Here is a 19,175-nt window from a genome sequence, read left to right as displayed (position 1 = left end):
CCATTGGCGACGGTGAGCCAGTCCTGGGCGCCCTTCATGGTGACGCCAAGGCTTTCGCTCTTGTTGAAATAGTCGAGCGCCATGAAGCCGGCCTGCTGGACGAGGCCCAGCACGGCATATTGGCGCAGATCGAGTTCAGCGGGCGTCATGATCAGATCGCCCCGAGATCGACAGCGACCGGCTTGCCGCTGCGAGCGGATTCGGTCGCCGCATCGGCCAGGATCTGTGCCTTCAGGCCATCTTCTCCGGAGGGCAGGGGCGCCGTCTTGCCCTTCAGGGCGGCGACGAAGGCATCGAGTTCGGCGCGATAGGCGGCGGCATAACGCTCGAGGAAGAAATTCTGCACCGGGTCAGCCCGGAAGCCGGCGCCGGTTGCGATCTCGACCGTGGTCTCGTGGATATTGCCGGCCCGCAGCATGCCCTTCGAGCCATGGACTTCGATGCGTTGGTCGTAGCCATAGCTGGCGCGGCGCGAATTCGAGATCTGCGCGATCTTGCCTGACGCCGTGCGCATCAGAACCGCAGCCGTATCGACATCGCCGGCCTGCCCGATCGCCGGATCGACCAGCGCCGAACCGAGCGCGAAGACCTCGACGGGCTCTTCGGCGAGGAGGAAGCGGGCCATGTCGAAATCATGGATCATCATGTCGCGGAACAGGCCGCCCGAGCGCTTGACATAGTCGACCGGCGGCGGCGAGGGGTCGCGCGAGATCACGCTGACGATCTCGATCGCGCCCGCCTCTCCGGCCCGCAGGCGGTTCTGGAGCGCAGCGAAGCTCGGGTCGAAGCGCCGGTTGAAGCCGATCATCAGCGGCCTGCCGGTCTTGGCGACGGTCTTGAGGCATGCCCTGATGCGCTCGGCGTCGAGATCGACCGGCTTTTCGCAGAACACCGCCTTGCCGGAGGCGACGGCGGCCTCGATCAGATCGGCATGGGTGTCGGTCGGCGTGCAGATCAGGACCGCATCGAGCGTCGTGTCGGCGAGAATCGCGTCGAGACTGGCAACTGTCGCGCCGGTCTCGGCTGCCAGCGAGGCCGCCGCATCCGCAAAGGCGTCCGCAACCGAAACCAGCGTCGCGTCCTTGCGCGCCGCAAGGTTCAACCCATGAATGCGTCCGATCCGGCCGGCACCCAGCAATCCCATGCGCATCGTCATATGTCCTGTCGTCAAGGCTGTGGCTGCGGCAGCGTTACTGCCGCGCTCCAAGAATCGTCTGGTCGAAATCGATGTTCGAGCCAGTCATCAGACCAGATTCGGCCGAGGCCAGATAGGCGACGGCGTGGGCGACCTCTTGCGGATCGAGCAGGCGACCGAAAGGCTGGCTCGCCGCGGCCTGATCGAGCCAGCCATCCTGCGCGTCATGGCGCAACCGCATGATCGCGTCTTCGCCCGGCGTCGCCATCCAGCCGATATTGAGACCATTGACCCTGATACGGTGCGGCATGAGCCCGAAGGCGGCGTTGCGGGTCAGCGTCGCCAGCGCCCCCTTCGAGACGCTGTAAGCGCTCAGGAATGGCTGGCCACCGTGCGCTGACATCGACTGGATGTTGACGATGGCGCCCGCGATCCCGAGCCGGCACATCAGCTCGGCGGCGCCCTGGATCAGAAAGAAGGGCGCACGCAGATTGACCGCCATGATGCGCTCATAGAGCTCGGGCGTCGTCTCCAGGATGGAGCCGCGATCCGTGTCGCCGGCGGCGTTCACCAGGATGTCGAGACGACCGAACGCCGCCTCGGCGGCCGGAACGATTGACTTGACCTGATCGAGATCGGAAAGATCGGCGGCGTGGAAACGAACATCGCAGCCAGCATTGCGAAGATCGCGGGCAACGGCCTCGCCGCGCTCGCGATTGCGGCCGGTCAGCAGCAGGGAAGCAATCCCGCGCGCCTGGAACTCGCGGGCGACGGCTTCGCCAAGCMCCTGGCTGCCACCGGTCACGATGGCGGCCTTGCCGGTMAGATCCCGACCGAATTCGTTCTTCCCTGACACCTGACGCCACGCTCCCCAGCGAAATTTTGATATGAATGGATTGTCTTTGTCTGATTTTGGAATAAACATTCCGCCGATCAGCGCTTGAAGTCAAGGCGCTTTAACGGAACCGGCATGTCATCAGGATCACAGCCTCAGCCCACGGACAGGCCGGAATTCGACCGTTTCGTCGCTTTGCTGCGGGAACGGCGGCCATCCCTGCCGAAGCGACTGAAGCAAGTCGCGGATCATGCGCTTGCCCATCTCGACGACATGGCCTTCGGCTCCACCGCGCAGATCGCGGAGAAGGCCGGCGTGCAGGCCTCGACGCTGGTGCGTTTCGCACAGGCGCTCGACTATTCCGGCTTCAGCGAACTCCAGGAGGTGTTTCGCTCGCGACTGCGCCGGCATGCCGCCGATCACCGCGCGCGCCTGGCAGCCCTGCGAACGGCAGGAACAGGCTCGGGGGGCGGCGCAGCCCTGCTCGACGGCTTCATTCAGGCGAGCGAAGCGTCGCTTGCCCAGCTCAGGGCGGCTGTCAGGCCCGACCAGCTGGAAGAGGCGGCTGCCTTGCTGGCCAGGGCGCAAACCATCGTCCTCGTCGGCGCGCGACGCATGTTCCCGGTGGTGTCCTACCTCGCCTATGCCTTCGGCAAGCTCGGCATCAGGGCGGTGCTGGTCGACCATGTCGGCGGCCTCGGCCAGGAGCAGGCCGCCTTGGCCGGCCCAGCCGACGCCATTCTGGCGATCAGTTGCGCGCCCTACACCACTGCCACGGTCGAGATCGCTGCCGCCGCCCATCAGCGCGGCATTCCGGTGTTGGCCCTGACCGACAGCCCGCTCAGCCCGCTCGCCGAAAACTGTGATCTCTGGCTCGATGTCGCGGAGGCGGATTTCGGCGCATTCCGCTCGATGGCGGCCAGCTTCACCCTGGCGATGGCGCTCGCGGTCGCTACTGCCGAACACGCCGGCGTCAGCGCCGATCCCGATCTCGCAGGTTAGTGCGGAAGGCCGAAGCTCCATGCCCGTCGCCCCTCAGCTCGACGTCATCACGATTGGCCGCTCCTCGGTCGATCTCTACGGCCAGCAAATCGGCGGCCGGCTTGAAGACATGGGCAGTTTCGTCAAAGCGGTTGGAGGCTGCCCGACCAATATCGCGATCGGCACCGCGCGCCTGGGCCTGAAATCGGCCGTGATCACCCGCGTCGGCGACGAGCAGATGGGCCGCTTCATCCGCGAACAGCTGGAGCGCGAGGGCGTCGAGACGAGCGGCCTGATCACCGATCCCAAGCGGCTGACCGCACTCGTCATCCTCGGCGTCCGCGACGAGAAGACCTTCCCGCTGATCTTCTACCGCACCGACTGTGCCGACGCCGCATTGCAGGAAAGCGAGATCGACGAGGCCTTCATTGCCTCCGCCAGGGCGATCGTCGTCACCGGCACGCATTTCGCCATTCCCAACGCCGCCGCGGCTCAGAAGAAGGCGATCGCGCTCGCCCGCAAGCATGGCCGCAAGGTCGTGTTCGATGTCGACTATCGGCCCAATCTCTGGGGACTTGCCGGGCACCAGGCCGGTGAGGAGCGCTATATCCGCTCCGAGACGGTGACCGAGCATCTCCAGGCGATCCTGCCCGATTGCGACCTGATCGTCGGCACGGAGGAAGAGCTCCACGCCGCCGGCGGCTCGGAGGATACGCTTCAGGCCATCCGCACGATCCGGTCCCTGAGCGCCGCGACGATCGTTTGCAAGCGCGGGCCGATGGGCTGCGTGGTATTTCCCGGCGCGATCCCCGCCTCGCTCGAAGACGGAATCAAGGGCCCCGGCTTTCCGGTCGAGGTCTACAACGTGCTCGGCGCCGGCGACGCCTTCATGTCCGGCTTCCTGCGCGGCTGGCTGCGCGACGAGCCGCTTGCGACCTGCTGCGCCTTTGCCAATGCCTGCGGCGCCTTCGCCGTCTCCAGGCTGCTGTGCTCGCCGGAAAGCCCGACCTTCCCCGAGCTGCAATATTTCCTTGCTCATGGTTCGCCGCACCGGGCGCTGCGCCGGGACGCCGAGATCAACCATGTGCATTGGGCGACGACGCGCCTGCCGCAGCCCGCGGGCGTGATGGCGCTCGCCATCGATCATCGGGCGCAGCTCGAGGAGATGGCCGACGCGGCAGGCGTGCCGCAGGAGCGGATCACCCATTTCAAGACGCTTGCGGTGAAGGCGGCCGCCCGGGTCGCCGAAGGACGCCCTGGCTTTGGCATGCTGGTCGACGGCATCCATGGMCGCGAAGCCCTGTTCCGGGCGGAGGATCACGGCTTCTGGATCGCCCGCCCCCTCGAACTCCCCGGCTCGCGCCCACTCGCGCTGGAGACCGACGCGACAGGGTCTCTCGGCGCCACCCTGGCCGAGTGGCCGGTCAGCCATGTCGCCAAATGCCTGTGCTTCTACCATCCGGATGACCCCGAGGCTCTCAGGAGTGCGCAGGAGCAGGTACTGAAGCGCGTCGCCCTCGCCTGTCGACAGGTCGGGCGGGAATTGCTGGTCGAGATCATTGCCTCGAAGCACGGACCGGTTGCTGACGACACGGTTGCTCGGGTGATGACGCGACTCTACGCCATCGGCATCAAGCCCGACTGGTGGAAGCTCGAGGGCCAGCCCTCCCCGGCCGCATGGCGCGAGATCGATGCGGTCATCGCGGGCCATGACCCCTATTGCCGCGGCGTGTTGCTGCTCGGGCTCGACGCGCCGGAAGAGACGGTCGCGCAGGCCTTCCGGGCAGCGCAGGGCTCGGCATCGGTCAAGGGATTCGCCGTCGGCCGCACGATTTTCGGTGAAGCGGCGCGCGGCTGGCTTGCCGGCGGACTCGACGATGAGGCCGCAACGACGATGATGGCAGAACGCTTCGCCAGGCTGGTCGCAGCCTGGCAGGAACGCTGAGGAACTCCCAATGGGTACGATCCGCCTCACCATGGCGCAGGCGCTGACACGCGCCATGCAGGCACAGAAGACGGTGATCGACGGCAAGACCGTGCCGATCTTCGCGGGCGTCTGGGCCATCTTCGGGCACGGTAATGTCGCCGGGCTCGGAGAGGCGCTGCATGCCGCTCGCGACACGCTGCCGACCTATCGCGCCCATAACGAGCAGGCCATGGCGCATGCTGCTATCGCCTTCGCCAAAGCTTCGCGCCGGCGCCAGATGATGGCGGTGACGAGCTCGATCGGACCCGGTGCCACCAACATGGTCACGGCCGCCGCCGTCGCGCATGTCAACCGCCTGCCGCTGCTGCTGTTGCCGGGCGATGTCTTTGCCGGGCGCCTGCCGGACCCGGTGCTGCAGCAGATCGAGGATTTCGGCGACGGCWCGGTCTCCGCCAATGACTGCTTTCGCCCGGTCTCGCGCTATTTCGACCGGCTGACACGGCCGGAGCAGCTGATGCCGGCCTTCGAGCGGGCCATGGCCGTCCTGACCGATCCGGCCGAATGCGGGCCGGTGACGCTGGCGCTCTGCCAGGACGTGCAGGCCGAAGCCTATGACTATCCCGAGAGTTTCTTTGCCGAGCGGCTCTGGACGCCACGCCGCCCACGCCCGGACGAGCAGGAGCTGGTCGAGGCCGTCAGACTGCTCAAGGCGGCGAAGAAACCACTCGTCATTGCCGGCGGCGGCGTACTCTATAGCGAGGCCGAAGCCGCGCTCGCCGAATTCTGCGAGGCGCACGGCATTCCCGCCGCTGAGACGCAGGCCGGCAAGAGCAGCCTCGGGGCAACCCACAGGCTCAATCTCGGCGCCATCGGCGTCACCGGCACGGCCGCCGCCAATGCGCTGGCGCGCGAGGCCGATCTGGTCCTGGCCGTYGGCACGAGGCTGCAGGATTTCACCACCGGCTCCTGGGCACTCTTCGCCAACCCGGCCTGCCGGATCGTCGGGCTGAACACGCAGGCCTTCGATGCCGGCAAGCACCGCGCGCTTCCGCTGGTCTGCGATKCCCTGGCCGGCCTCTCCGAGCTGGCTACCGCACTGGCGGGACATCGCGCTCCGGCGGCATGGACGGAGCGGGCGGAATCCGAGGGCAAGACCTGGCTTGGCCTCGCCGCGCGCTACACCGATCCCGGCAACCAGCCCCTGCCGAGCGATGCGCAGGTGATCGGCGCCGTGCAGCGCTGGAGCGAGCCGTCCGATGTCGTGCTCTGCGCCGCCGGCGGACTGCCCGGCGAGTTGCACAAGCTCTGGCAGGCCGGCGCGCCCGGCGGCTACCACATGGAATAYGGCTATTCCTGCATGGGCTACGAAATCGCCGGCGGGCTCGGCGTCAAGATGGCCGATCCGAGCCGCGAGGTCGTCGTCATGGTCGGCGACGGCTCCTATCTGATGATGAACTCCGAGATCGCAACCTCGGTGATGCTCGGCCTGAAGCTGACGATCGTCCTGCTCGATAATCGCGGCTACGGTTGCATCAACCGGCTACAGAATGCGACGGGCGGCGCCTCCTTCAACAACCTGCTGCGCGACACCCGCCACGAGACGCTGCCCGCAATCGATTTTGCCGCGCATGCCGCTTCACTCGGTGCCGTCGCCGCGAAGGTCGGCAGCCTCGCCGAACTGGACGAAGCGCTGCGTGCAGCCCGCGCGCATGCGTGCACCACCGTCGTGGTGATCGATACCGACCCGCTCGCCTCGACCGATGCCGGCGGCCACTGGTGGGATGTCGCGGTGCCGGCAACCTCCGCGCGCGCCGAAGTCCGGCAGGCGCGTGAGCGTTATGAGACCGCGCTGAAGTCACGCCCCTGATCCCGAAGGACACTTATCCATGCCCATCCGAATTGGTGCCAACCCGATTGGCTGGTCGAATGACGATCTCCAGGAGATCGGCGGCGCGACATCGCTCGAAACCTGCCTCGCCGAGGCGCGTGAAGCCGGCTTCACCGGCATGGAGCTTGGTCACAAGTTCCCACGGCAGCCGGCAGCCCTGAAGGCGGCTCTCGCCCCCTTCGGCATGGACTGCATCTCGGGCTGGTATTCAGCTGAACTGCTTCAGCGCGACGCCGACGAGGAGATGCGCCATCTGCGGCCGCATCTCGATCTGCTCAAGGCCATGGGCTCGACCGTGCTGGTCTTCGCCGAGACCTCGAATGCGATCCATGGCGACCGCTCGAAGCCGCTCTCGCAGCGCCCCGTGATGAGCGCGCAGGACTGGGCCGAGTTCGGCCGCCGGATCACGCAGGTTGCCGAGCGCACGCTGAGCGAAGGCGTCCGGCTGGTCTATCATCACCACATGGGCACGATCGTGCAGAGCGAAGCCGATATCGACGCCTTCATGGCGGCGACGGGCCCTGCCGTGCATCTCCTGCTCGACACCGGCCATGCCACCTGGGGTGGCTCGGACCCAGCCGCGCTCGCCGCGCGCTATCGCGAGCGGATCAGCCATGTCCACGCCAAGGACGTGCGCGCGCATGTCATGGCGCAGGCCGCGGCGGAAGGCTGGAGCTTCCTTGATGCCGTGCTCGGCAAGGGCAGCGATCTCGGCATCTATACCGTGCCGGGCGACGGGATGGTCGATTACCCCGCCGTGTTCCGCGCATTGCCGGGCTATTCCGGCTGGGTCGTGGTCGAAGCCGAGCAGGATCCGGAAAAGGCCCATCCGCTGACCTATGCGAAGAAGGGCGTCGCCCATCTCAAGCACAGCCTGAAGGAGGCCGGGCTCGTCTGAGGCCCGGATGCGCCATGTCGAAGCTGCTCGTCAAACCATCCGCCCCAGATCAGGACGGCCGCATCCATCATGTCACCCCGGAATCGGCCGGCTGGGGCCATGTCGGCTTCGAAGTCTACCGGCTCGCCGACGGCCAAGTGCTTGACCGGGAGACCGGAGACCGGGAGGTCTGCGTCGTCCTGCTGTCCGGAAAGGCCGCAGCCATGGCCGGGGGCACCGATTTCGGCATCATTGGCGGTCGGTCCTCCCCGTTCGAACCCGACCCCTGGTCGCTCTATGTACCGGCCGGATTGTGCTTTGCCGCGACGGCGCAGGGCCCCTGCGAGCTGGCGATCTGCTCGGCGCCGGGAAAACCGGGTTCAAAACCCCGGGTGATCGCGCCAGGGGATGTCGGCTGCATGACGCGCGGCAGCGGTACGAACACCCGCCATGTCCGCAATATCCTGCCGGAGACCGAGCCCGCCGAAGGGCTGCTCGTCGTCGAGGTGATCACCCCGTCAGGCAACTGGTCGAGCTATCCGCCGCACAAGCACGACCAGGACAGGCTGCCGCAGGAATCGCTGCTGGAGGAGACCTATTACCACCGGCTCTCGCCGCCCCAGGGCTTTGCGCTGCAGCGCGTCTATACCGACGACCGTTCGCTCGATGAGACGCTCTGCGCCGAGGACGGCGATGTCGTGCTGGTGCCAAGGGGCTATCATCCGGTCGCAGCACCGCACGGCTACGAGCTCTATTATCTCAACGTGATGGCGGGTCCGAAGCGGGTTTGGAAGTTCGCCAACGATCCGGCCCATGAGTGGATCGTCAAGCCCTGAACGGTCAGGCGCGGCGGGTCGCGCGAGTGCAATCCGCCGCTTTGCGATGCCCCGGCGCTCAGCGGCGTTTCCGGATTTCCCGCAAGCGTTCGATATCGGCGCAGAGACGCTCGGCGATCTCCGGGGGATATCCACGCAGCACCCGGCCCCGTTCCAGCGAGGGTAGCCACAGCAGATAATCGACATCCCGCTCGTGGCACCATTCCGGCGAAGAAATCGCGACCATCTGCCCGGCCAGATCAGACCAGATCATGCGTTCCCCGCCGCCATTATCCTTGGTCATGCCCAGCCCCCCGCTGGATATTCAGAACAGCGTTACCTGATGTTTGTTCCAATCACCTAGTATTTTGGCCATTCTAATTCTTGCGTTGCTCCTCTCTCAGAGAGTCTGACGTGATATTTCTCAATAATACTTGATATTCCGAAACCCTGAATTCCGCGACCGGCCCCATCGGCAATCACAGATCCGCCGCAAGTCGGGACCCTTCCAAAATATACGACCCAAAGACCCCGAGAACGATTTTCACAGTACAAATAAATCATAACATCGGTAAAATACCAGAGGATCATCTGACTGGATCGCTGAAGATGGCTTGGGGTCTCTTTTCAGATACTCCCGCCCTTCGGCGGAAGCTACGGGCCAACACGACTTGCACTCGCCTGAGAGGGTCGTCGCGCGCGGCCGCCGACATTACGCCATGGCCGGCATGACCCTTGGCCAGTCCAGCATCTCCCTTGCGTAACGATCTCGTGAGGAAGACCATCACCAGGCGATCGCGAGCGCCCTTGCGTCCCGCGTCACGTTGAAATATCCTCACTTGTAGATTTTATAACTATCACCCGAGCAATGCCCCGATCCGAGCGATCCACTTCCCCCAGCCCGGCTCCGCGCCCTCGCGGTCGGCGGCTCAAGGACCAGATGTCGGGCCGCGAGGCTTTGCTTCTCGCTGCGACGAGCGCCTTTGCGCGTCATGGCTATGACAGCGTAGATCTGCGCAGCCTGGCCGCGGCCGCCAAGGTCGACCCCGGGCTGGTGCGTGTGCATTTTGGCGGCAAGGAGGKGCTCTGGCTCGCGAGCATCGACCATGTCGCCTCGTATACGACGCAGCTGCACGCCGAGATCCGACGCCTGACGGCCGAGACACGCCCGCTCAGGGACCGAGTGACCGATGCCATCCGCCTGACGGTGCTTTTCCATTTCAGCCACCCGGAACTCGGCCTCTTCATCGCGCAGCAGGCGAGGGAGAGCGGGGCGCGACTGGCCGCATTGAAGGAACTCCTGCTTCGTCCCGCGCTCGATGCCTTCTTACCGCTTCTCGATCAGGCGGTTCGCGAAGGTGTCACGCATGCGAGCGACCCCTTCATCGCCTTCTCGATTCTCGCCGGCGCATTCTTCTGGCCCTCGACCGCGCCCGACCTCGTTCAATCCCTGTCCGCGAGCCCGATGGATCGCGGACAGTTTCAGGAGCATTTCCTTGAGAATCTCGTCGCCGTATTCCTGTCCAAGCCTGACTAGAGGGAGGACACCCCTGCCTCATGCCCCCGCAAAGACGATGAAGGCTGCCCGCGCTTCCGGTGGGCAATGCTCGTGGTTGGATACGGGCCTTGCTCATGGAAGACTGCGCGATGCCCCGACGGCGACCGCGCCGCGACCTGCACCACTGGAAGGATGCGACGGATGACCACCTACACGCCGCGGCGCCGTTTCGCGCTCTTCAGCCTTGCCTTCATCTGGCCGCTGCTTGGCGCAGCAACCCTGGCCCAGGCGCAGGGGGCCGCGCCCCCGCCTCAAGTGACCGTGGTCGAGGTCAAGGCCGGCAAGGTGCCGCTGACATTCGAGTATGCCGCACGCGTCGAGGCCTCGCGGGAGGTTCAGGTCCGGGCCCAGGTTGGTGGGATTCTGCTGAAGCGGAACTTCGTCGAGGGCGCCGAGGTCAAGGCTGGCGACATCCTCTTCGAAATCGACCCGAGGCGCTACGAAGCGGACGTCGCCAAGGCCAAGGCACAGCTCCAGCAGGCGGAGGCACAGCTCGCCCAGGCGACGCGTGATGCCGAGCGCTATACGCGGCTGGCCCTGACCGGCTCCGGCACGGAAAAGGCGCGCGATGACGCCCTCTCCGCCAAGGAACTCGCAACGGCTTCGGTCGCCGTCGCTCACGCCGACCTGAACGTCGCGGAACTCAATCTCGGCTACACCAATGTGAGGGCGCCGATCAGTGGGGTCACGAGCCGCGAGGAGTTGCCCGAGGGCAGCCTGATCGGCACCACGGGTGACAGCAGCCTGCTCACCAAGATCACCCAGCTCGACCCTGTCTACGTCATCTTCAACTCCAGCGAGAGCGAAGTGGCCGAGGTCAGGGCCCTGCTCGAGGCACAGGGCATCTGGGAGCGTGCCGGGGAGGTCCTCTCGGTCAAGCTCACCTACGGCGATGGCCGCGTCTATGCGCAGCCCGGCGTCATCGATTTCGCCTCCTCCGGCCTTGATCCGGAAACCGGGACGCTGCGGCTGCGTGCCGTTGTCCCCAATCCCGAGCATCGCCTGCTGCCCGGCCAGTTCCTGCGCGCGATCGTGATGGGGGTCGTGCTCAACGACGCCATCGTCGTTCCGCAGGCGGCCGTCTCGCAGGGACCGCGCGGACAGTTCGTCTACACGGTCGACAGCCAGGGGAAGGCCGAAGCCCGCCCCGTCGTACTCGGACGTCAGGTCGCCGACGGCTGGATCGTCACCTCGGGCCTCAAGCCCGGCGACAAGCTGATCACGGAGGGGATCATCAAGGTTCGTCCCGGCGCGCCGGTCAGTATTGCCGCCGCGGCGCCCGGAGCTGCCAAGCCATGAATCGCTTCTTCATCGACAGGCCCGTCTTCGCCGCCGTTATCTCGATCGTCATCGTGCTTGCCGGCCTCGTCGCGATCCGGGCGCTTCYGATCGCGCAATATCCCGAGCTGACGCCGCCGCAGATCGTCGTCAGCGCCACCTATCCCGGCGCCAGCGCCGAGACGATCGCGCAGACGGTGGCAGCGCCGCTCGAGCAGCAGATCAACGGCGTCGAGGGCATGCTCTACATGCAGTCCTCGAACTCCAGCAGCGGCCAGATGTCGCTGACGGTGACATTCGCTCAGGGCACCGATCCCGATCAGGCCACGATCAACGTCAATAATCGCGTCCAGCGCGCGACGCCGACCTTGCCGCAAGAGGTCACCCGGCTCGGCGTGACGGTCAGCCAGCGCTCGACCTCCATCCTCGGCCTCGTGGCGATGTATTCGGAGAACGACCGCTTCGACACGACCTATGTCGGCAACTATGCCCTGCTGAACGTCATTGACGATCTGAAGCGCATTCCTGGCGTCGGTGACGCGGCATTGCTCGGCCAACGCGACTACTCGATGCGGATCTGGCTGAGCCCCGACAAGCTCGCCCGCTACGGCCTGACGACCACCGATGTCGCGGCAGCCATTCGCGAACAGAATGCCCAGTTTGCAGCCGGCCGCTTCGGCGATGAGCCGAACGACCCATCGACCCCCTTCACCTATTCCGCCACGACCCAGGGGCGTCTCCCGGATGCCGAGGCGTTCGGCAACATCATCCTGCGCTCCGACATCAACGCGGCGACGCTCAGGCTCAGGGATGTGGCGCGGGTCGAGCTCGGCTCGGCCAGCTATACCGTCGACAGCAAGCTCAACGGCAAGCCTGCGGTGCCCCTTGCGGTCTATCTTCAGACGGGAGCGAACGCGCTCTCKACCATGGAGGCGCTCAAGAGCCGCATGGACGAGCTGAAKCAGTCCTTCCCGGAGGGCATGGCCTACAGCATTCCCTACGACACGACGAAGTTCATCCAGGTCTCGATCGAGGAGGTGGTCAAGACCTTCGTCGAGGCCATCGTCCTGGTCATCCTCGTCGTCTTCCTCTTCCTGCAGAACTTCCGGGCCACGCTCATCCCGGTCATCGCGGTGCCGATCTCGATCATCGGCACCTTTGCCGGCATGTACATGTTCGGCTTCTCGATCAACCTGCTCACCCTGTTCGGCCTCGTCCTCGCCATCGGCATCGTCGTCGACGACGCGATCGTGGTTCTGGAGAATGTCGAGCGCATCATGGCGACCGAGCACCTGTCGCCGCGAGAGGCTTCGATCAAGGCGATGAGCGAAGTCACCGGGCCGGTCATCGCGATCGTCCTGGTGCTGTGCGCGGTCTTCATCCCCGTGTCGTTCATGGGCGGGTTGGCCGGCGCGATGTACAAGCAGTTCGCGGTCACGATCGCACTGTCGGTCACGATCTCGGGCATCGTCGCGCTGACCCTGACTCCGGCTTTGTGCGCGCTGATCCTGAAACCGGGCCATCAGGAGCCGGCATTGCCGTTCCGGCTGTTCAACCGCTTCTTCGACAAGCTGACGAACGGCTACGTCTCCGGCGTCGGCTTCCTGGTCAAACGCTTCGCCATCGGCCTTGTGCTCTTCGCCGTGCTCATCGCCGGCACCGGCATCCTGTTCCGGACCATTCCGGGCTCGCTGGTTCCAGACGAAGACCAGGGCGTGCTGCTCGGGGTGGCCATCCTGCCTCCGGCCGCCTCGCTGAACCGCACCGTGGCGGTGATGGATGAGGCTGCGACCAATATCGGCAAGCACCCGGCTGTCGAAAACGTCTTCGCCATTTCGGGGTTCGACCTTCTCTCCGGAAGCGAGCGGACCAGCGCCGCCACGACCTTCGTGACGCTGAAGGACTGGAGCGAGCGCCGAACCCCGGACCTCGATGCGCGCAACCTGGTCAAGACGTTCACCGGCATGAATATCGGGATCAAGGACGCCATGGTCCTGTTCTTCAATCCGCCGCCGATCAGCGGGTTGAGCACCACGGGCGGGTTCGAACTCTATGTGCAGGATCGCACCGGAGGCGGCGTCCAGTCGCTCTCCGCCGCCACCGCACAACTGGTCGAAGCCGCCTCGAAACGTCCCGAACTGGCCGGCGTGCGCACGACCTTCGACACCGGCGTTCCGCAGTACCGGCTCGACCTGGACCGCGACATGGCCAAGGCGCTCGGCGTGCCGATCAGCTCCGTCTTCGAGACGATGCAAAGCACGTTCGGCAGCCTCTACGTCAATGACTTCACGCTCTATGGGCGCAACTACCGCGTCAACCTGCAGTCGGAGGCCGCTTTCCGTCAGGCACCGAAGGATCTCAAGCAGGTTTTCGTGCGCTCGAGCAACAACAAGATGGTGCCGCTCGATACGCTGGTGAAAGCCGTGCGCGTCGCCGGCCCCGACCAGTTCGAGCGCTTCAACGCCTTTGCCGCGGCCAAGGTGATGGGCAATCCGGCGCCCGGATACACATCGGGCGCGGCGATCGCTGCGATGCAGGAGGTGGCGCGCGAGTTGCCGCAGGGCTTCCAGATCGCCTGGACGGGCTCGGCCTATCAAGAGCTCGCCACCAGCGGGACCGGCTCGCAGGCCATGATCTTCGGCATCATCATGGTGTTCCTGATCCTCGCCGCGCAGTACGAGAAATRGACCCTGCCGCTGGCGGTCATTCTCGCGGTTCCATTCGCGCTGTTCGGGGCGCTGCTCGCGGTCTGGCTCCGCGGCCTGACCAACGACGTCTACTTCCAGATCGGCCTTGTCACGCTGATCGGTCTGGCCGCCAAGAATGCCATCCTGATCGTCGAATTCGCCGTTCTGGTGCGGCAGGAGGGCATGAGTGCCGCCGAGGCCTCGCTCGAAGCAGCGCGGCTGCGCTTCCGGCCGATCGTGATGACCTCGCTCGCCTTCATTCTCGGCGTCGTTCCGCTCGCGATCAGCAGCGGAGCGGGCTCCGCGAGCCGGCACTCGATCGGCACGGGCGTGATCGGCGGCATGTTGGCGGCGACCTTCATCGCCACCTTCTTCATCCCGATGTTCTACCGGCTCATCGACTGGCGCGACCCTCGCCCGGCCAAGGATGCAGGGTCGGCGGCGAAAGTCGGGGTGACGGCGGAGAAGGCGGGAAGCTCGATCTGAACCTCGGACCGGTCTCGTATCCACCTCGCTCACGTGGCGCGCGGCCGGGATGATCGCGCGCGACAAATCGGGTGTCGGGCACTAGGCTCGACGCCGCAACCAGCACGATGTGATGGGACACACCATGAGCGAATTCAGAATTGCCGTCGTGATCGGCAGCCTTCGTCGCGATTCCTTCAATCGCAAGCTTGCCACGGCCATCGCCAAACTCGCCCCGCCCGAATTCAGGTTTCATCAGGTCGCGATCGGCGATCTGCCGCTCTACAATCAGGATGACGACGCGAACCAGGCCCCGGTCGTGAAGCGACTGAAGGCTGAAATCACCGGCTCCCAGGGCGTCATCTTCGTCACTGCCGAGTATAACCGCTCCATCCCCGGCGTGCTGAAGAACGCGATCGATCAAGCCTCGCGGCCCTATGGGCAGAGTGCCTGGGTCGGCAAGCCGGCCGGTGTTCTCGGCGTGTCGGTCGGCGCTATCGGAACAGCGATTGCGCAGCAGCATCTGCGCAATGTCCTCGCCTATCTCGACATGCCGACGCTCGGACAGCCGGAAGTCTTCATCCAGGCCAAGGATGGGTTGTTCACCGAGAGCGGCGAGATCGGTGATTCCAGCCGGGCTTTCCTGCAAGGCTGGATGGATGCCTATGTCGCCTGGGTGAAGAAGCACTCAGCCTGAGGCGCCCTTTCTGGGAAAATCTAACGACGACATCCCGGCTCTGTGCCGTTGAAGCGGCCTGACCGGGATGAGCGCCGAGCTTGCGCCGGCCTCCTGCGCACGCCATTACGCCCCGGCGAGAAAGGCCTCCGCCTGCCGAAATGCCGCTGCGGCCTCCTTCACGGCGCGTGCGGCGTCGGCATTCGCGATTGTTCGCGCGGCCTCGTCGAACAATTCCGGCCTGGGCGATTCCGTCCTGAACCGCCCCAGAGCCGCGAGCCCCTGCGCAATCAGCCGCCGATCCTCGTCCCCGAGCCCTCCCTCAGACATCAACCGCTGCAGCGCCGTCGCCGCGATGCCGAGATTGAGCACGCCAAGCAGGCCATGCGTAGCGCCGCCATCGCCCTCTCCGGCTCGGGCGAGGTGCAGAGTGAGGCGCATGATCTGCCGGGTCATGCCCTGATCCCAGCTTGCCCCGCGCCTGGCCTGCGGATTGGCGAGGAGCCGCTCGAGGTCTCGCCGGATATCCTCGCGGGTCCTTGCCGCGTGCCGGTCATGCCTGCGCGGCAGCAGAATGAAGCTGCTTGTCACCAGCACCGCAGCGGCGACAAGCGCGCCGGCCTCGCTCAGGATTGCGGCGGGTCTGGTGACGGCCGGCAACACCGCCTGGCTGGCCAGGAGAAAACACATATTGGCGTCGATCGCCGCGATTGCCGTCCTGCGGCTCGCGCGCGCCAACCCTCCAAGCAGGAGGAACGGGGCCACAGAAACCAACAGCTCGGGCACGGTCTGGACATGCGGCTGCACGCCGAAGCGATAGATCAGGGCAGCCACCACCCCAGCCAGCACCCCCTTCAGCATATGCGGCGCAATGGCCTGCGGCTGCGCCAGCGAGCCCAGGACCATCGAGAAGATGCAGACTCCCAGCGCTGCGAGCTCCGCCACCGGCCAGTTTGCAGCATAGGCCGCAGAGGCAGCCAGCCAGGTGGCCAACCCCGACACCGCGCCGGCGGTGGTGCCCAGCGACCAGTCGCCATGGGGATTGTGCAGGAAGACAGGCACCAGGCCGGAGAGCTCATCTCCGGCCGGGCGGTCCGCACTGAGCGCGGCTTCTGCTGCGACCAGCCGCCGCAGACTGTCCGACAGGCGGGGATCCAGCCCTTCGGCACGGGGCACCTCCCCTTGCGCCTCTGTCTCCCGTTCGAAACGTTGCGCCAACCGGTCAAGTTCTGCCAGAGCCCTGGCGTTGGTCTCCTCCGACGCCTCGCGCGACGCAGCCGCGCGCCCTGCCGACATCACCAACAAGGCGGCCGCGACCAGTGCATCGACGCGCTTGCGACGCCGCGAGCCCCGCAGCGAGCCTGCCGTCATCTGATCCGCCGCCTGGGTGACGCTGCTCATCTCGGCGAGAAGCTGCCGTTCGGCTACGGCAACCCGATCCTGCGGAACGCCCTGGAGCGCCAAGGCTGCGAACCGCACCGCTTGCCGGGCCATCAGCCGCGCCCGGGACATGAGAGCAGAACGCGATGCTGACGGCGTGAATAGCGCCGTGACCAGCGTCACCACCGCCACGCCGATCAACGTGCACTCAACCCGTGCAATGGCGATGTCCCAGGATCGTTCCGGAGAGAACACCGTTGGCAGGATGACGATGGCCGCGGTCATGCCGCTCATCAAGGCGCCATAGGCGGTGACGCCGCGCAGCACATGCGTCAGCGCAGTGTTGAAGCCGACCCAAAGACCAAGCGCGAGCAACAGAAAATAGTGGTTGGGAATCAGATGCAGCAGGCCGAAGCCGACGGCTGCACCAATCAACGTTCCGAGAATCCTGAGAGAGCCACGGGCGAACAAGAGCCCGYGCGAGGCTTGCGCCACAACCCAGACCGGCATTGCGGCCCAATAGGCGTTGGTGATCTGAAGCGACGATGCGAGAGCAAATGCGAGCCAGGCGGCAAGAGCCAGCAGCGCTGCTTGCCGGAGGCCCGCACCATCCAGCCCCAGCCGGAGCAAGGGCGAGGACCTCACGGCCACGGCTCGCGCATGTCCTGAGCAGCCTTCTCCAAGCGGACCTCATGTCGGTCGGTTGCCCGGCACCAAGCCCGGCGGGCGTTCACGCCACCATACCGCATGAGGCCGGTGGACGAGCCTGCATCGGCGGGCACGACCATGTCGATGACTGTGACCGACCGTTTCCAGCGCAGGCAGATTGGAGCTGCACCAATGATAGTGTAGGATTTGTGGCTACGGATGCGCCGGCCGGCCTGCTGCGTGTGGTGGGGCGAACCGAACCCGAAGGAGGCCCTTCGATGATACGCTTGGCCTTGACGACCGTCCTGCTTCTCCCCCTCCTTTCCCATCCAGTCATTGCCGCAGCAGACGCCACCTCCGGCGAGAAGATCTTCCTGCGATGTCGTGCCTGCCACCAGATCGGCGAGACCGCGAGGAATGCGGTCGGCCCGAAGCTCAACGGCCTGATTGGGCGCCMGGCAGGGTCCGTCGAGGGCTACAGCTACTCGGCTGCCAACAAGAACTCCGGCATCACCTGGGACGAGCCGACGTTCCGCGATTACATCAAGGCGCCTCAGGCCAAGATCCCCGGTACGAAGATGGTGTTCCCCGGCCTGAAATCCGATCAGGAGATCGACGATATCGTCGCCTTCCTCAAGCAATTCGACGCCGACGGAAAGAAGAAGTAGCCGCCTTCGACGCGCAGGTGCGGCGATAGCGCGGCTGGCTCAACGCCGGCCTCGATTGACAACCAGCGAACGCGGCCGGACAATATTCAGCGACCATAGGCTGAGAAGCGGAGCGCTTTGCAGCCTGGGCGGGAGCTTTGCGTCACATGTGACGCGCAATCGTCTGACGAACCGGGAGGTTCGGCGATGGCGAGCAGGAAGCGACGCTTGAAACCGGTTGACGCGCTCGTCCGAGCCCGCGCCACKCGATCCCTCTGCGCCATCCCTCCAGTCTTTCTCCCTGCCCCGTTCTCGCCGCTCCCCGGCACCGCCATGAGCAGGCGGTATCGTTCTCGGGCCGACGAGAAGCCCGCTTTCACGACGTCGCCACGCTCCTATCGCGTCGCGGCGCCGACCGGACCCCGTTCATCGCCGCCATAGGCAAGGGTGACTGACCATGGGTGTTGCCGTCGTACTTGCGCTGGTCGTGGTCGGCTCGGTGGCGTTCCACCTGCTAAGCCCATGGTGGTGGACCCCGATCGCCTCCAACTGGCACTATATCGACAACACCATCATCATCACCTTCTGGATCACCGGCACCGTCTTCGCTGCCGTGGTGCTGTTCATGGCCTATTGCCTGTTCCGCTTCCGCCATCGCGAAGGACATCGGGCAGCTTATGAGCCGGAGAACAAGCGGCTGGAATGGTGGCTCGCGATCGGGACCGGCATCGGTGTCGCCGCCATGCTGGCGCCTGGCCTCGTCGTCTGGAAGCAGTTCGTGACGGTGCCGGCCKATGCCGCAACGGTCGAGATCGTGGGCCAGCAATGGCAATGGAGCTATCGCCTGCCCGGCGCCGATGGCCGGCTCGGAGCGACCGACGTAACCCTTGTCAGCCCCGAGAACCCGCTTGGCCTCGATCCAAAGGATGCGCGCGGCCAGGACGACATCATCATCCAGGGAGACCAGCTTCACCTCCTGCTCGACAAGCCGGTGAAGGTGCTGCTGCGCTCACTCGACGTCGTCCATGATTTCTACGTGCCCGAGTTCCGCGCCAAGATGGACATGATCCCGGGCAACGTCACATATTACTGGTTCACGCCGACCCGTACCGGCACGTTCGAGGCGCTGTGCGCCGAACTCTGCAGCACCGGCCATACCTTCATGCGCGGTGGCGTCGTCGTCGAGCCGGAAAGCGAATACCGCGCATGGCTGCAGCAACAGAAGACCTTCGCACAGCTCACCGCAGCGGCGCGGGCGCAGGCGAGAAACTAGGGGATGGAAGACGGCTGAGCCTCCGACGAGGCGTGCCATCTGATGGAGAGCGGGAGGCGGTTTGATGGTCGATGTGCCGAGTGACGCTGCCGGACCTCTCTCGAC

15 protein-coding genes are annotated in these 19,175 nt (G+C 65.6%); 11 read left to right on the top strand and 4 right to left on the bottom strand.

Features of this window, described 5'->3' with window-relative positions:
- Positions 1 to 151: 151 nt before the first annotated feature.
- Together iolG and AC1DJT_RS20360 are read right to left on the bottom strand one after the other, a co-directional pair.
- Positions 152 to 1,156 (bottom strand): inositol 2-dehydrogenase, encoded by a 1,005-nt coding sequence (gene iolG / locus AC1DJT_RS20365; protein WP_441505035.1) that lies wholly within the window; start codon positions 1,154 to 1,156, stop codon positions 152 to 154.
- A 34-nt stretch (positions 1,157 to 1,190) separates the two neighbouring features.
- Entirely contained in the window at positions 1,191 to 1,991 is an 801-nt protein-coding gene (locus AC1DJT_RS20360) for an SDR family oxidoreductase (RefSeq protein ID WP_476834741.1), read from the bottom strand.
- A 114-nt stretch (positions 1,992 to 2,105) separates the two neighbouring features.
- On the opposite strand from AC1DJT_RS20360, the gene AC1DJT_RS20355 reads away from it, so the two are divergent.
- Genes AC1DJT_RS20355 through iolB form a run of 5 tightly spaced genes read left to right on the top strand, consistent with a single transcriptional unit; the run spans position 2,106 to position 8,479 of the window.
- Complete coding sequence (locus AC1DJT_RS20355; RefSeq protein WP_476767773.1) at positions 2,106 to 2,972, top strand: MurR/RpiR family transcriptional regulator; 867 nt, start codon at positions 2,106 to 2,108, stop codon at positions 2,970 to 2,972.
- A gap of 19 nt (positions 2,973 to 2,991) precedes the next feature.
- Positions 2,992 to 4,896, top strand: a complete 1,905-nt coding sequence (locus tag AC1DJT_RS20350; protein WP_441505038.1) for a bifunctional 5-dehydro-2-deoxygluconokinase/5-dehydro-2-deoxyphosphogluconate aldolase — start codon at positions 2,992 to 2,994, stop codon at positions 4,894 to 4,896.
- A gap of 10 nt (positions 4,897 to 4,906) precedes the next feature.
- Entirely contained in the window at positions 4,907 to 6,745 is a 1,839-nt protein-coding gene (gene iolD, locus AC1DJT_RS20345) for a 3D-(3,5/4)-trihydroxycyclohexane-1,2-dione acylhydrolase (decyclizing) (protein ID WP_476834740.1), read from the top strand.
- Between the two features lie 19 nt (positions 6,746 to 6,764).
- Positions 6,765 to 7,664 carry a myo-inosose-2 dehydratase gene (gene iolE / locus AC1DJT_RS20340; protein WP_441505040.1) on the top strand — a complete coding sequence of 300 codons (900 nt, stop codon included), beginning with the start codon at positions 6,765 to 6,767 and terminating at the stop codon, positions 7,662 to 7,664.
- A gap of 14 nt (positions 7,665 to 7,678) precedes the next feature.
- Positions 7,679 to 8,479, top strand: coding sequence for a 5-deoxy-glucuronate isomerase (iolB, locus tag AC1DJT_RS20335; protein ID WP_441505041.1), 801 nt, complete (start codon positions 7,679 to 7,681; stop codon positions 8,477 to 8,479).
- A gap of 58 nt (positions 8,480 to 8,537) precedes the next feature.
- Here the strand turns inward: iolB and AC1DJT_RS20330 are convergent, their stop codons facing one another.
- Entirely contained in the window at positions 8,538 to 8,762 is a 225-nt protein-coding gene (locus AC1DJT_RS20330) for a hypothetical protein (protein WP_441491953.1), read from the bottom strand.
- A 636-nt stretch (positions 8,763 to 9,398) separates the two neighbouring features.
- Here AC1DJT_RS20330 and AC1DJT_RS20325 point away from each other — a divergent pair.
- From AC1DJT_RS20325 to AC1DJT_RS20310, 4 genes are all read left to right on the top strand, one after another.
- A complete protein-coding gene (locus AC1DJT_RS20325; protein WP_476834739.1) occupies positions 9,399 to 9,995 on the top strand; it encodes a TetR/AcrR family transcriptional regulator in 597 nt (198 codons plus the stop codon).
- 162 nt (positions 9,996 to 10,157) lie between these two features.
- On the top strand, positions 10,158 to 11,315 hold the full coding sequence (locus AC1DJT_RS20320; protein ID WP_441491955.1) for an efflux RND transporter periplasmic adaptor subunit: 1,158 nt from the start codon (positions 10,158 to 10,160) through the stop codon (positions 11,313 to 11,315).
- Positions 11,312 to 14,467, top strand: coding sequence for an efflux RND transporter permease subunit (locus tag AC1DJT_RS20315; protein ID WP_476834738.1), 3,156 nt, complete (start codon positions 11,312 to 11,314; stop codon positions 14,465 to 14,467). The genes AC1DJT_RS20320 and AC1DJT_RS20315 overlap by 4 nt, the downstream gene beginning before the upstream one ends.
- Before the next feature lie 124 nt (positions 14,468 to 14,591).
- Positions 14,592 to 15,143, top strand: coding sequence for an NADPH-dependent FMN reductase (locus AC1DJT_RS20310; protein WP_441505044.1), 552 nt, complete (start codon positions 14,592 to 14,594; stop codon positions 15,141 to 15,143).
- A 105-nt stretch (positions 15,144 to 15,248) separates the two neighbouring features.
- Here AC1DJT_RS20310 and AC1DJT_RS20305 read toward each other — a convergent pair whose 3' ends face one another.
- Positions 15,249 to 17,147: an FUSC family protein gene (locus tag AC1DJT_RS20305; protein ID WP_476834737.1), complete on the bottom strand. Its 1,899-nt coding sequence runs from the start codon at positions 17,145 to 17,147 to the stop codon at positions 15,249 to 15,251.
- 281 nt (positions 17,148 to 17,428) lie between these two features.
- Between AC1DJT_RS20305 and AC1DJT_RS20300 the strand changes: the two genes are divergently transcribed.
- The gene (locus tag AC1DJT_RS20300) at positions 17,429 to 17,818 is read left to right on the top strand and encodes a c-type cytochrome (RefSeq protein ID WP_476834736.1); all 390 of its coding nucleotides are present in this window, start codon (positions 17,429 to 17,431) and stop codon (positions 17,816 to 17,818) included.
- Positions 17,819 to 18,254: 436 nt separating this feature from the next.
- Positions 18,255 to 19,070 (top strand): cytochrome c oxidase subunit II, encoded by an 816-nt coding sequence (locus AC1DJT_RS20295; RefSeq protein ID WP_476834735.1) that lies wholly within the window; start codon positions 18,255 to 18,257, stop codon positions 19,068 to 19,070.
- Positions 19,071 to 19,175 lie beyond the last annotated feature (105 nt).

This window comes from Allobosea sp. 05T422_2 (assembly GCF_056396265.1).
This window is presented reverse-complemented; position numbering and strand designations above follow the sequence as displayed.